Source organism: Spongorhabdus nitratireducens (genome assembly GCA_947387575.1).
Taxonomy (GTDB): domain Bacteria; phylum Pseudomonadota; class Gammaproteobacteria; order Pseudomonadales; family Endozoicomonadaceae; genus CANDOC01.
In genome coordinates this window covers 203,802-216,348 of sequence record CANDOC010000007.1, presented here as the reverse complement: position 1 = coordinate 216,348, position 12,547 = coordinate 203,802, and the positions used below count along the sequence as shown (strand labels likewise).

At 48.6% G+C, this 12,547-nt stretch carries 12 protein-coding genes; 3 read left to right on the top strand and 9 right to left on the bottom strand.

Annotated features, from left to right (window positions below):
• Positions 1–114: 114 nt before the first annotated feature.
• The 5 genes from ACYZZ0_RS14370 to gshB all read right to left on the bottom strand — a co-directional run bounded on the left by ACYZZ0_RS14370 (position 115) and on the right by gshB (position 5,092).
• Positions 115–1,932: a hypothetical protein gene (locus ACYZZ0_RS14370; RefSeq protein ID WP_461537327.1), complete on the bottom strand. Its 1,818-nt coding sequence runs from the start codon at positions 1,930–1,932 to the stop codon at positions 115–117.
• A 103-nt stretch (positions 1,933–2,035) separates the two neighbouring features.
• Positions 2,036–2,509 (bottom strand): Holliday junction resolvase RuvX, encoded by a 474-nt coding sequence (gene ruvX / locus ACYZZ0_RS14365; RefSeq protein WP_461537326.1) that lies wholly within the window; start codon positions 2,507–2,509, stop codon positions 2,036–2,038.
• A 22-nt stretch (positions 2,510–2,531) separates the two neighbouring features.
• The gene (locus tag ACYZZ0_RS14360; RefSeq protein WP_461537325.1) at positions 2,532–3,107 is read right to left on the bottom strand and encodes a YqgE/AlgH family protein; all 576 of its coding nucleotides are present in this window, start codon (positions 3,105–3,107) and stop codon (positions 2,532–2,534) included.
• 87 nt (positions 3,108–3,194) lie between these two features.
• Positions 3,195–4,073 carry an energy transducer TonB gene (locus ACYZZ0_RS14355; RefSeq protein WP_461537324.1) on the bottom strand — a complete coding sequence of 293 codons (879 nt, stop codon included), beginning with the start codon at positions 4,071–4,073 and terminating at the stop codon, positions 3,195–3,197.
• Between the two features lie 68 nt (positions 4,074–4,141).
• Entirely contained in the window at positions 4,142–5,092 is a 951-nt protein-coding gene (gene gshB, locus ACYZZ0_RS14350; RefSeq protein ID WP_461537323.1) for a glutathione synthase, read from the bottom strand.
• Between the two features lie 245 nt (positions 5,093–5,337).
• Here gshB and ACYZZ0_RS14345 point away from each other — a divergent pair, with 245 nt between their 5' ends.
• On the top strand, positions 5,338–6,132 hold the full coding sequence (locus ACYZZ0_RS14345) for a hypothetical protein (RefSeq protein ID WP_461537322.1): 795 nt from the start codon (positions 5,338–5,340) through the stop codon (positions 6,130–6,132).
• Positions 6,133–6,215: 83 nt separating this feature from the next.
• Here the strand turns inward: ACYZZ0_RS14345 and ACYZZ0_RS14340 are convergent, their stop codons facing one another.
• On the bottom strand, positions 6,216–7,520 hold the full coding sequence (locus ACYZZ0_RS14340; protein ID WP_461537321.1) for a TolC family outer membrane protein: 1,305 nt from the start codon (positions 7,518–7,520) through the stop codon (positions 6,216–6,218).
• Positions 7,521–7,762: 242 nt separating this feature from the next.
• Between ACYZZ0_RS14340 and pilH the strand changes: the two genes are divergently transcribed.
• Complete coding sequence (gene pilH, locus ACYZZ0_RS14335) at positions 7,763–8,134, top strand: twitching motility response regulator PilH (protein ID WP_461537320.1); 372 nt, start codon at positions 7,763–7,765, stop codon at positions 8,132–8,134.
• Positions 8,135–8,138: 4 nt separating this feature from the next.
• Here pilH and ACYZZ0_RS14330 read toward each other — a convergent pair whose 3' ends face one another.
• Complete coding sequence (locus tag ACYZZ0_RS14330) at positions 8,139–8,864, bottom strand: 16S rRNA (uracil(1498)-N(3))-methyltransferase (RefSeq protein ID WP_461537319.1); 726 nt, start codon at positions 8,862–8,864, stop codon at positions 8,139–8,141.
• Positions 8,865–9,009: 145 nt separating this feature from the next.
• Between ACYZZ0_RS14330 and ACYZZ0_RS14325 the strand changes: the two genes are divergently transcribed.
• Positions 9,010–10,146 (top strand): NAD(P)/FAD-dependent oxidoreductase, encoded by a 1,137-nt coding sequence (locus ACYZZ0_RS14325; RefSeq protein ID WP_461537318.1) that lies wholly within the window; start codon positions 9,010–9,012, stop codon positions 10,144–10,146.
• A gap of 44 nt (positions 10,147–10,190) precedes the next feature.
• Here ACYZZ0_RS14325 and metF read toward each other — a convergent pair whose 3' ends face one another.
• Both metF and ahcY read right to left on the bottom strand, forming a co-directional pair.
• The gene (metF, locus tag ACYZZ0_RS14320; protein WP_461537317.1) at positions 10,191–11,039 is read right to left on the bottom strand and encodes a methylenetetrahydrofolate reductase [NAD(P)H]; all 849 of its coding nucleotides are present in this window, start codon (positions 11,037–11,039) and stop codon (positions 10,191–10,193) included.
• 89 nt (positions 11,040–11,128) lie between these two features.
• A complete protein-coding gene (ahcY, locus tag ACYZZ0_RS14315; RefSeq protein WP_461537316.1) occupies positions 11,129–12,499 on the bottom strand; it encodes an adenosylhomocysteinase in 1,371 nt (456 codons plus the stop codon).
• Between the last annotated feature and the right edge of the window lie 48 nt (positions 12,500–12,547).

The window sequence follows — 12,547 nt, the reverse complement described above, 5'->3', positions numbered from 1 at the left end:
GGGGCTCAATAAACAATGCTCGCTTCAGTGCTGAAAACCAGAAAACACCCATGAGTGGAGATTTGAGCCAGAATTGCTATGAAGTAATAGTCGAGAGTAATGTCTCTCTTATTTCTATCGGGAACAAAACTGCTTCAGTTTTGCCGCTGCTTTCTCATCTCCTGCTGTTAAAAGAGCCTGATAAAGTGTTGCTGTGGTTGGCGGAGAGGATAAAGAACTTAACCATTTTTCCAGTGTGCATCTGCACATCTGGACATGGCTGTGATTTTCGATGTCTATTGTCCAGACCTGATAGATGGGTAATCCCAAAGAGATTGCCATGGCTTGCCAGCTGGCAGGGTGAATGTCTTCAAATGCAACAATATCATCAGAGCTAACGGGATAAGGGGGAACGTCATCACTTCTGGAATAAGGCTTCAGTTCAAGGTTTGTCATTACATTGTTGAAGCGATGTTCTGTTGCTTTCAGATCTCTGGATGTCCACAGGTCAATGACAGAAATTGCAGCAGCAACCGGGTCATTGTGCAGGTGGGTTGAAACTTGTCTGATATCCACATCTAAAGCTTTGGCAATAGCTTTCCAGTGGGATATAGCAGGCTTGCCTCTGGCATCAACTGAGTTCAGAAGCGTCTTTACCAGAACTTGCGGGTGGTTAATCCTTCCGTGGGGGTCTTCGCTGGCCTGGGTAACATAGTAACTTTTGGATTCGTTTGAAGCGGCTGGTGTCCTGTCTGAAAAGTCGGGTGGAGGTAAAGTTGGATCCGCATGAACGAGTTTTAAGAACAGGTTTCTATCAAATTTGCCATTATGCCGGGCAGCTACCATATCCTTTCCATCCAGAAACGCTTGCAAAACGTCCCGTTTGCAGCGATCGATATCACCACGGTTACTAAGATAAATTCCCTGAATAGAGTGAATCTTTAGTCCAAGTCTGAGCCCAATGCCTTGCCAATCCAAAGAAGAGTCTTTTAATAGCTCCTGCAGGTCAGCTAGTTTCACATCACATATCCACTTTTCTGGACTGGCTACATCAGAGGTTGCAATCCAATAGGCATGCTGATCTTCACTTTTATCCGCTATTTTTCTGGCTGCATCTGGATATCCGGCTCGATAGAGGGTTCTGATCAGGTTGCGACGTTCCAGTCTGTGGACAGGAGATCTCTGGGCAGTCTCTTGCAGTATTTCATTACAGGTATGGTCAGGAATGCCAGCCTTATGCAATTCGCTTAAGAAGTGAAGATAATCATTAGCTCTGGAAGGTGTGCTTTGCCTGGAAAGAGGGGCATGCTCGTCCATTTCGGTCACTGAAACTAATTGACTGCGAAGCTGTGCTGTTACAGGAGTAACTGGCATTAATTTGACTTGTTCCAGCAGTAAATGAAGGTCTTTTTCTACTGCACCATATTGTGCTAACTCTTCGATATGAGCCTGCCCCTGCATACACTCAATCATGGTACGAAGCCGGGCTAATGATTGCAGCACTGCTTCCAGCTCTGAGTCAGGTACCTTCTTACGTTCAAATTTTGGTAGCTGCTGTACCGAGGCTATTATCGCATCCACACTGCGAGGAGATATCTCTCCTATACATCGGGTTTGTAACATTCCGTCCAGAGTTTTGAGGTTATGCTCAACAGCTTTGAGTGAAATGCTATGTGCAACTTTGCATCGTAATCTGTTTATACCTGCCTGAATATGATGGAACAGATGATAAAAGGGGACGTGTTTCTTGCGTTCGAGTGGTGCGGTTAATACCCGGATTGAAGATGTTGTTTCTTCTGGCGCAGATGTCACCTGATATTGATGAAGAGATTTTGGGTCTTTACGGGTCGTACGATCTGAGGGAGACGCAAAATGGGTTTTAGGCTGGCTCTTTGTTGCGACTGTGCTTGCCTCAGCGTTTTCTGAGGCTTTTGAGGAAAACGGATTTTTCATGGCAGCATAATCATGCTGCCATCGAGCCTCTACAGTAACCATATATATCAGATTTATGTCGGAATTTGACTGATATATCGGCTAAAGCTAGCAGGACATCAGATTAAATCGGGCAGTTCTCATCATTGAGCCAGGTTTCCAGAATAATCTGGGCGGCCAGGTTATCAATCGGGTTGGAGCCGTAATGACCGGAGTGTCCCAGCTTGCCTGCCCAGTCCTTGGCTTCAAAGCTGGAAAGGCGTTCGTCAGCTGGATACCAGGGACGACGGAACCGGCCATTTAATCGGTTCCCGAATTTACGGGCACGACGGGACATATCACTTTCAGTGCCATCCATATTCAGTGGAATACCTACTACAAAAGCATCCACCTTCCACTCTTCGATAATGGCTTCCAGTTGTTCCCAACGGGGAATGCCATCACGGGCAGGAATTGAGGGCAGGGCGTTGGCGGTACGTGTTATCAGCTGACCGACAGCCATACCGATATTTTTGGTGCCGAAGTCAAAGCCCATCACAACTTTTACTTCTGGCTTGGGATTACTGGTCTTGTTGGTATCGCTGGTTGAGTTATCCATTCAGGCTCTTTCAGTATTCGAATCATGCGTGTCCGGCTTCACCGGACAGCAAATGCAGATCAATGCCCATCAGGTCGGCGGCAGCCGCCATCCTTTTTAACGGGGGAGTGCGAAAAATAATATCCTGTTTTGCCTCGCAAGTGAGCCAGGCATTCTGCAGAATTTCATCTTCCAGTTGTCCGGCGCCCCAGCCAGCATAGCCCAGAGCGACCAGCGCATATTCCGGGCCATCACCCTTGGCCAGTGCTTCCAGTACGTCCCGGGATGTTGTCAGCTTCAGGTTGGTAGTAATTCCCAGTGATGACTGCCAAGGGTCCGGGCCACTGTGCAACACAAAGCCTCTTTCCTGTGCGACTGGCCCGCCTACATAAATAGTGTCCTGCAGGCAGGTGGAATCTTCATCCAGTTCTTCTATTCCAATCTGTTTGAAAACATCACCTAAAGTCAGCTCTGTTGGCCGATTGAGTACAATACCAATGGCACCCTGTTTATTGTGCTCACAGATCAGGGTCAGGGTTTGGGTAAAACTGGGATCAGACAGCTGAGGCATGGCGATCAGGAAATGGTTCCTGAGGCTGCTGCTGGCAAAATTCTCCATGGAGCTGATACATCCGGCCACGGAACATGATTCGTTAGTATATGTGAAACAACCTGAAACGACGTAATTCGTATGACACGGTGTTGTTTACTCGCTGAAAAGCTGATCGCCTGGCTCAAAACGCCAGGTCCGGATAATTTCCAGTTCATCAAACTCATTCAGATCGTCACTGAAAGGGGCGTAGGGCGCTGCCAGCTTCACAATCCGGATGGCGGCATCATCCAGTAGTTTCTGACCAGAGGACTCATTGATGGCAACATTCTTGAGCGTACCATCCCGACGAATGGTCACTTTAAGTCTCAATGCCCCATACAACCTTCGGTCTCGTGCGGCTTCGGGATAATTCAGGTTGCCGATACGCTCCACTTTCCGGCGCCATGCTTCCTGATAAAAGGCACCTTTTTCCTGTCGGGTTGAAGCAGCATTGAGGCGTTGAATCCGGGGCCGTTTGGCATATTCCTGCCGCTTGCGAAAGTAGTCTGCTTCCAGAGAGGCAACTTCAGCTGTCAGATCGATTCTGCGTTGAGGTTTTTCTTCACTGATAGCCTGACTTTCATCCTGCCGCTGCTGCTCGACTTTTATTCTTTTTTCGGTGGGTTTTTGAGTTGTGACTTTATTGGCTGTCAGGTTTTTTTGTTCAGGCTGCGCCGCCTGCTGAGGCTCAATATTAACTTCGTTAATCTTGTTGTCCTGAAACTCAGCCTGCTGGTCGCTGGAAGGGCGGGCTTTTTCATCCAGTGTACCGCTACCCTGCTGGTTTATCTGGGCAAGATAGTCGGCATTATCCGGTGCCTTCTCACTTTTATACGTGGCGAGGGTTATTTCCAGTGTCTTTTCAGGTTTGGCATGATCTGGCAGCTTGAATCCAAGTCCCAGCAATACCATGCCGTGTACTGCCAGTGCCAGGAAGACTGCGAATCCAAGACGATCCGCAGAGCCGGGTCTGATTGCTGCCACCGCTGCCATAGAGCCACTCGGTTATTGTTCTCTCAGGAGCTGCCCTGCATTTGAGCCAATACAGGGCAGGTGAGTTATCAGGCTACCAGTTTTTTGGCAATGGTATCCATAAGCTGACCGGCAATATCCAGGTCAAAGGCTTTGTCCAGTTCGCGAATACCCAGCGGGCTGGTGACATTCACTTCAGTTAGCCAGTCCCCGATCACATCGAGGCCGGCAAAGATAATGCCTTTTTCCCGCAGAATCGGGCCGACCTGCTCGGCAATCCAGCGGTCACGATCTGTTAGTGGACGACATTCCGCACTGCCTCCGGCAGCCAGATTGCCGCGGGTTTCTCCAGCAGCCGGAATGCGGGCCATGGCGTAAGGTACTGGTTCACCGTCAATGAGTAGAATGCGTTTGTCGCCATCCTTGATTTCAGGAATGAACTTCTGCGCCATAATCTGCTGCTGTCCATGTTCGGTCAGTGTTTCACAGATTACGCTCAGATTTGGATCACCCTGCTTGACCCGGAAGATGGAGCTGCCGCCCATGCCATCCAGTGGCTTCAGAATGATGTCGCCATGTTCTTCATGAAATGCCCGGATCAGATCCTGACGACGGCTGACCAGTACAGGGGGGATGCACTGAGGGAACTGAGTGGCAAATACTTTTTCGTTACAGTCACGCAGGCTCTGGGGGCGGTTCATTACCAGCACGCCTTCGACCTCAGCCTGCTCCAGAATATAGGTGCTGTAGATATATTCGTTATCGAATGGTGGGTCCTTGCGCATCAGGATCACATCCAGCTCGGCCAGAGGCTGGGATACTTCTTCGCCAAGGGTATACCAGTTTTCAGGATCCAGCTGCACGCTCAGGGATGACATCATACCCATCGCCTTGCCATCGCGTTGGAATAGATCTTTCTGCTCCATGTAGTACAGCTCCCAGCCTCTTTTCTGGGCGGCCAGCAGCATGGCCAGTGAGGTGTCTTTCTTGTAGTGAATGCCTGCGATGGGGTCCATCACGATGCCGAGGCGAATAGTCATTCTATGTTATCCAGGATATTAAGATCGTGAGGGTCTATTTACCATAAAACGAGCTTTATTTTGATGTGTTGGATGAGTTAATGGCTTTTTTCTCACTTTACAGGGTCTATTCCAACATCGAAGGTATGGTTAAAAGTGGAATTTATTGGAAGGGGAGGTTTGAACTGTTGTTACTTCCTGAGGACTAAATATTGGGATCGCATGCATGTAGTGAGAACACGTATAAATTTTTAAAGAGGTTTTAAGTGTTTCTGTTTAGGTTTTTTTTGGGAGTGCTACTTTCAATATATATTTTATTGGCATCGAATGCTTTCGGAGCTTATTTTCGCGTATCTTTTAATGATCAGAAACCGGGAGATATAATATATATAGTTGATCTAAAAAATTATGATTCTGAATCTGATCCGGGTCTATTTACTTCGGTTTGCTGCCCTGAAGAAGATTGCAGTACGGAACCAGATGCTGTTGAAAAAACAGGCATAGCAGCATATGTAAAAGAATATTTGTTGAATAATAAGAGAAAGCCTCAAAGTTTCAGAATGGAGCGGCGCCTGGAGGCTGATACTGAGGGTGTTGATATGCTAATCGTTAGTGATCGCAGATGTTACCCTTGGTACTCTGTTTTAGATTGGCAGCCGAGTAATACCTATTTCAATTTTTATTGGCACCCATGCAAAGGTAGCTTTCATCCTCCTAAAGCTGGAGCTGAAGTTAGTTTCCAAGGTTTGCTGGATAATAGTGTTGGTCGATGCTTTTACGTAGCTTCATTCTCGGCTGAGCAATATCCTGACCATATAGAAATACCTGTTCCTGATGATCAACGAGAGATCGTCTTTTGCTATGGGCATGCACATGTATTCAAGTTTGAGTCACATGATAAAAGCGTAGATTTTGATTTTACTGTCCTTAAAGGGCTACACCCTGTTTCTAATGAACCCTATTGCTTTTTCTATGACGGTTACCTTGGGCCTGAGAGTGAACATCTATCCTTTAAAAGACCGGCGATTATTTTGGAAGCCAATCTTCCATCCTACCACTGATTACGAACCTATCTGGTGGATTAGAATATTTAAAACAAGAAAAGTATATTAAGCCACCTTATTTAAAGTGGCTTAATTTTTGGTCATTTTTCAGTGAAATTGGTTTCCAATTTCATTGTCTTTAGTAACATTCCTATGTGAGTCAAAATTCGAAAGCGTGCTTCAGCCAAATCATATTGAGCAGTAATAAATGTGCGCTGCGACTGGAACAATTCGTTTTCACTATCCAGCAAATCCAACAGGGTGCGCTTGCCGATATTAAACTGCTCGCGATAGGCATCTACGGTCGCGGAGCTGGAGTCCAGATGAACTTTCAGATACTCCAGTTGCTGCTTGATATAGCTGCGTGCTGCCCAGGCCACTTTGACATCTTCTGTCACCGTACGAACCTGCCGGTCTCTATCGGAGCGATTCTGTTCGGCCTGCCAGGCACTTTCTTTCAAGCGAGCCCGGTCTGAGCCACCGCGAAAGAGGTTATAGCGCATACGCACCATGGCGGTCAGATCTTCATCTGTACCGGCTACACCATCAGCATCGGTATTCCATGACTTTTGAATTTCAATATTAAACTGTGGAAAGAAGCTGCTTTTACGGCCTTCGTAAGATTCTTCTGCTGCCCGAATGCGGGCTTCTTCACTTTTAAGTTTGGGGTTATTGGAAAGAGCTGTGGTAATAGCTGCTTCAAGAGTTTCCGGCATTTCAAAGCTATCTGAACCCGGCTGGGTCAACTCTTCCGGTAAAGTATTCACCACTGCATAGAACGCTGAAATAGCATCTTCCAGATTATTGCGGGCATTAATCAGGTTAGCATTGGCTCTGGCCTTTCGGCCTTCTATCTGTGCCAGATCAGAGCTTCTGGCGATACCCTGGTCTGTGCGCAGTTTGACCTGCTCATAGATGCTGTCATGCACTTCCAGATTTTTTTCTGCCATGGCAACCAGATCCTGATTTTCCAGTACCCGGATATAAACCTGAGCAATCTGCAGTGCCATGTTCTCTGTAGCAGACTGTAGAGAATAAAGCTGAGCCTGTTCTGCATAACTGGCTTCAGCGACGCTGCTGGAAACTGAAAAACCATCAAACAGCATCTGGTTCAGACTGACCGAGGTTTCCTTCCGGGTCCGCTGCTTCTTTGGCAGATTGCTGTTGCGGTCACCTTCCTTGCGCTGTGAGCCAATGCCTGCAGCAACATCCAGACTGGGGAAATATCCGCCCAGTGCTGCAGATGTTGATTCCTGGGAAGCCGAGAGGCGATGTTGCTCTGCCAACACCGTCGGGTTGGTTTGCAGCGCCATGCGAATAGTCTCTTCCAGTGATGCTGCATCAGCAGTTGTACTGATCATCAAAGCCAGAGGAAGACAGAATACACTGAGCGCTCTCGGTTTCATTATGGTGTTCCTTCCATGGTTCACACATTTAAATGAAAAAATCTAAGGGGGAGTATCGGCTGTAGGCGGTAAAAGATGAGGTGGGAGCTTGCAGGTGAGCCTTATGGCAATGCGGTCTGGATGTATGGTACAAGAATCAGTAGTTGAATAAGACCATAGCCGCACGGCGGTAGACGCAAGTACCCAGGTACTTATGCCTGTAGTCCACAGGCAAGATCATAAGAAGTACAAAAGGATGACACATGGCTCGAGTACTGATTGTTGATGATTCTCCCGCTGAGACTAAAAAGCTGAGCGATATTCTGAAAAAAAACGGCCACGATGTTTTAAAAGCTGATAATGGTGCTGATGGTGTAGCCCTGTGTCGGGATCAACTGCCCGATGTCGTATTGATGGATATTGTCATGCCCGGGCTGAATGGTTTTCAGGCCACCCGCCAGTTAAATCGTGATCCGGGTACCCAGCATATTCCCGTTATTATTGTGACCACCAAGGATCAGGAAACCGACAAGGTCTGGGGCAAACGCCAGGGCGCTCGCGACTATCTAACCAAACCGGTTTCCGAATCAACTTTGCTGGGAACAATCAGTGCAGTGCTGGATGAAGCGAGTTAACGCTTCACCAGTCACCCCACAGATATTGCATGAGTGAAATGGCAGCCACAGGCGCTGTTTCGGTTCTGAGAACCCGTGGACCCAGCGCCAATGCATTAAACTGCTTGTTTTCTGCCTGTGCAATTTCATCTGCCGATAATCCACCTTCAGGACCGATTAGCAGTGAAACTGACTGGGGTACCTCATAACCGGATATCTTCCTTTCAGTGCGGTGATGCAGCACAAAGTTTAATTTGGTCTGACGTGCTGCCAGCCAGTCATTTAATTGCTGTGGCGGGTTGATTACCGGAACCCTATTGCGGGCACATTGCTCGCAGGCACTGATTGCGACCTTGCGCCAGTGTTGTAACCGCTTTTCCTGACGCTCACTGTTCAGTTTGACTTCACAGCGTTCAGTAAACAGCGGAGTGATTTCTGTAACACCGGCTTCAGTTGCTTTCTGAATCGCCCAGTCCATTCGTTCACCACGACTCAGGGCCTGCCCTAGCTCGATTCTCAGAGGGGACTCGTTATCATCTGGCCGGTGCTCAGTCAGTGTCACGCTGACACTTTTTTTGCTAACAGCTTTGATTGTTCCCTGATATGAACCACCTTCACTATTGAACAGAACCAGCGGTTCACCGGGTTTCATTCGCAGTACCCGGCCAACATGGTTGGCGGCATCATCAGCGAGTTGCACTTCTGTATTCAGTGACAGCGGTTGGGGAGTAAAAATTCTTGGGTTTCGCATACCAATAGCAGGCCGGTCTGGCTATCCAAAGCGGGAAAACCTGTATTGTATCAGAGTGGGTTGATAACACTCTGCTTCCGGCTTGCTATGCTTCTGTCGCGAAGCAGATAAACTTGATACGGATAACAACAAAAGTGGAGGCCTGATGAAAACGGTCACAGCTGATGTGATTGTCATTGGTGCCGGGATTGCAGGAGCAGCTGCAGCCTGGGAACTGTCCGGGCATATGAATACGCTACTGCTTGAGCAGGAGGAACAGCCGGGCTACCACGCAACCGGACGCTCAGCTGCTTTGTTCTCGGAACTCTATGGCGATCCCCTGAACCGGGCACTGATCCGCTCTGCCAACCGTTTTTTTCAACAAACACCTGAAGGTTTTGCTGATTCTCCAATTCTACAAAAAGCCGGTGCCCTGTTTTGCTACAGTCCGGATGAGATGTCCCTGGCTGAGCAGCTTTTTGCAGAAGCCTGCAAGGTATCAAAGGTCGAACTCTGGAGTGAGAGGCAAATCATGAGTAGAGTGCCGCTGCTTAAAAAGGGTTTGCTGGGAAAAGCTATATGGGAGCCGGGTGCCGCAGCGATAGATGTTCATAGCCTGTTGCATGGATTCCTTAAAGGTTTCAGGCAAAAGGGTGGCAGTCTTTTTACTGACAGCCGAGTACAGCAGATCACTGCATGTGAAGCGGGTTTTGTGATCAAAACAGGAAAGGGACAGTTTCAGGCTCCAAGAATCATTAATGCTGCAGGGGCATGGGCTGATCAGGTAGCAGTAATGGCCGGTGCAAACTCGCTGAAGATGGTACCCAAGCGACGTACGGTGATTGTTGTTGATCCACCCGAGAATATCGATGTTTCGGACTGGCCCTTTCTGGAGGTTGTTGGAAAAGAACTTTATTTCAAACCTGATGCGGGGCAGCTCTTTGTTTCACCGGAAGATGCATCACCGGATATCCCTTGTGATGCCCAGCCCGAAGAGCTGGATGTTGCGGTGGCTGCAGACCACATCATGAAGTACCTGAACCTTGATGTGCGCAAAATAAACAATAAATGGGCTGGCTTGCGTACCTTTGCTGCGGATGAAGTACCTGTGGTTGGAGAAGATCCTGATATTCCGGGCTTCTTCTGGCTGGCCGGGCTGGGTGGCTATGGTATTCAGACAGCCCAACCCCTGGCGGGAATTATGGCCAGTCTGGTAATGGAGAGGCCTTTGCCTGTTTATCTGGAGCAAGCTTACCCCGATTTGTTGTCTTCTATCTCTCCCCGCCGATTCCACAACCCGTGAACAAAAGTGTTCACGGGGCAAATCATTGTGGCTGGAGAGGAAGGTCAGGATAGGTTCTGAACCAGCTTGAGGCTGGGACCGGCCATATTCAGGGAATAGAAGTGCAGGGCAGGCACACCGCCTTCAATCAGGCGCTCACATAAGCGGGTGATGACTTCTTCACCGAAAGCCTTGATGCTGGCGGAATCATCACCATAGGACTCCAGCTGTTTGCGAATCCAGCGTGGCATTTCGGCACCACAGGCATCACTGAACCGGGCCAGTTTGATGTAATTAGTGATTGGCATAATGCCGGGCACAATCGGGATATCAATACCTTCCTTGCGGCAGCGATCCACAAAGTAAAAGTAACTGTCAGCATTAAAGAAATACTGGGTGATAGCGGATGTTGCACCGGACTCAACCTTGCGTTTGAAGTTTGCGAGATCGGCATCCATTCCATGAGCCTGCGGATGCACTTCAGGGTAAGCAGCAACCTCGATATGGAAGTGGTCACCCGTCTCTTCCCGAATAAATTCAACCAGTTCATTGGCATACTGCAGATGACCGGAAGCAAACCGGCCCATGCCTGAAGGCAGATCTCCTCGCAGGGCAACAATACGGTTAATGCCCTGGTCTTTGTAATTACTTAACAGCTCCCGCAAGCTTTCCCTGGTATCACCTACACAGGACAGGTGAGGCGCTGTGGGAATACCGGTTGCTTCAATAATCTGGCTGACAGTACCTTTGGTACGATCGCGGGTTGAACCTCCGGCGCCATAGGTTACCGAGAAAAATTCGGGGGATACTCCAGCCAGTTGTTGTGCGGTTTTAATCAGTTTCTCGCCGCCCTCTTCAGTTCGGGCCGGAAAAAACTCAAAGCTGACCTGTACCTTGTTCTTAACGAGCGTCATTTGCGAAACCTGTTGTTTTTATAATCCGGGCGTTATGCCTGATTCAATATCAGGTAGCTGCAGCAACCAGCTACCTGAATAATGATGATCTAGTATTTGTAGTCATCGTTTTTGAACGGGCCATCAACAGATACATTGATGTAATCAGCCTGTTCAGATGTCAGTCGGGTAATAACCCCGCTGAAACCTTCCACCATATAGCGAGCAACTTCTTCATCCAGCTGCTTGGGCAGTACGTTCACATATAGCGAAGATGCTTTCTGATCGGCTGGAAGGTTTGCAAAGTCTGCTTCGAACAGATGGATCTGGGCCAGTACCTGGTTGGCAAAAGAGCCATCCATAATCCGTGACGGGTGACCCGTTGCGTTACCAAGATTCACCAGACGGCCTTCCGATAACAGCAGCAGGTGGTTGTCGTTGGCACGGTTACGGTAAATCTTGTGTACCTGCGGTTTAATTTCTTCCCACTCCCACTGTTCCCGCATGAATGCAGTATCGATTTCAGTATCGAAATGACCAATATTGCTGACGACACAACCACTCTTCAGATGCTTGAGCATATTGCTGTCACACACATGCTTGTTACCGGTGGTTGTGACCAGCAGGTCGATGGTTCCGAGCAGGGCCTTATCAACGCAGGCTTCGGTTTCGTCGTTCAGACCATGGAGGTACGGGGATACAACCTCAAAGCCATCCATACAGGCCTGCATGGCACAGATCGGATCAATTTCGGTCACTTTTACAATCATGCCTTCCTGACGAAGGGAAGCCGCAGAGCCTTTACCTACATCGCCGTAACCGATAACCAGTGCTTTTTTTCCAGCCAGCAGGTGGTCGGTCGCACGCTTGATAGCATCGTTCAGTGAGTGACGGCAGCCGTACTTGTTATCGTTCTTGCTCTTGGTGACCGCATCGTTGACGTTAATAGCGGGAACTTTCAGCTCGCCCTTCTCCAGCATTTCGAGCAGGCGATGAACCCCGGTGGTGGTCTCTTCAGAGATACCGTGGCAGTCGTCCAGAATCTGCGGATACTTGTTGTGTAGTAGTGCCGTGAGGTCACCACCGTCATCCAGAATCAGGTTTGGGTGCCAGTCAGCTTTGTCCGCACCAACGGTTTGCTCCAGGCACCAGTCATACTCTTCTTCGGTTTCACCCTTCCAGGCAAATACCGGAATGCCGGCAGCAGCAATAGCGGCGGCAGCATGGTCCTGAGTAGAGAAAATATTACAGGAAGACCAGCGCACTTCAGCACCCAGTGCGACCAGTGTTTCAATCAACACGGCAGTCTGGATGGTCATATGAATACAGCCCATAACACGGGCACCTTTTAATGGCTGGGCAGCTTCGTACTTGCCGCGAATGGCCATCAATGCCGGCATTTCGCCTTCAGCGATCTGGATTTCCCGACGGCCCCATTCGGCCAGAGAGATATCTGCCACTTTATAGTCTGTCATTGTCATAATCCCGTTCTTGTACTGAGTGTTTAGGATCTTGTGTTTTTTTATTAT

Bases quoted from the DNA above. Each gene is read 5' to 3' on its own strand.
- ACYZZ0_RS14370 (WP_461537327.1), bottom strand. From the start codon at position 1,932: ATGAAAAATCCGTTTTCCTCAAAAGCCTCAGAAAACGCTGAGGCAAGC.
- ruvX (WP_461537326.1), bottom strand. From the start codon at position 2,509: ATGGATAACTCAACCAGCGATACCAACAAGACCAGTAATCCCAAGCCA.
- ACYZZ0_RS14360 (WP_461537325.1), bottom strand. From the start codon at position 3,107: ATGGAGAATTTTGCCAGCAGCAGCCTCAGGAACCATTTCCTGATCGCC.
- ACYZZ0_RS14355 (WP_461537324.1), bottom strand. From the start codon at position 4,073: ATGGCAGCGGTGGCAGCAATCAGACCCGGCTCTGCGGATCGTCTTGGA.
- gshB (WP_461537323.1), bottom strand. From the start codon at position 5,092: ATGACTATTCGCCTCGGCATCGTGATGGACCCCATCGCAGGCATTCAC.
- ACYZZ0_RS14340 (WP_461537321.1), bottom strand. From the start codon at position 7,520: ATGAAACCGAGAGCGCTCAGTGTATTCTGTCTTCCTCTGGCTTTGATG.
- pilH (WP_461537320.1), top strand. From the start codon at position 7,763: ATGGCTCGAGTACTGATTGTTGATGATTCTCCCGCTGAGACTAAAAAG.
- ACYZZ0_RS14330 (WP_461537319.1), bottom strand. From the start codon at position 8,864: ATGCGAAACCCAAGAATTTTTACTCCCCAACCGCTGTCACTGAATACA.
- ACYZZ0_RS14325 (WP_461537318.1), top strand. From the start codon at position 9,010: ATGAAAACGGTCACAGCTGATGTGATTGTCATTGGTGCCGGGATTGCA.
- metF (WP_461537317.1), bottom strand. From the start codon at position 11,039: ATGACGCTCGTTAAGAACAAGGTACAGGTCAGCTTTGAGTTTTTTCCG.
- ahcY (WP_461537316.1), bottom strand. From the start codon at position 12,499: ATGACAATGACAGACTATAAAGTGGCAGATATCTCTCTGGCCGAATGG.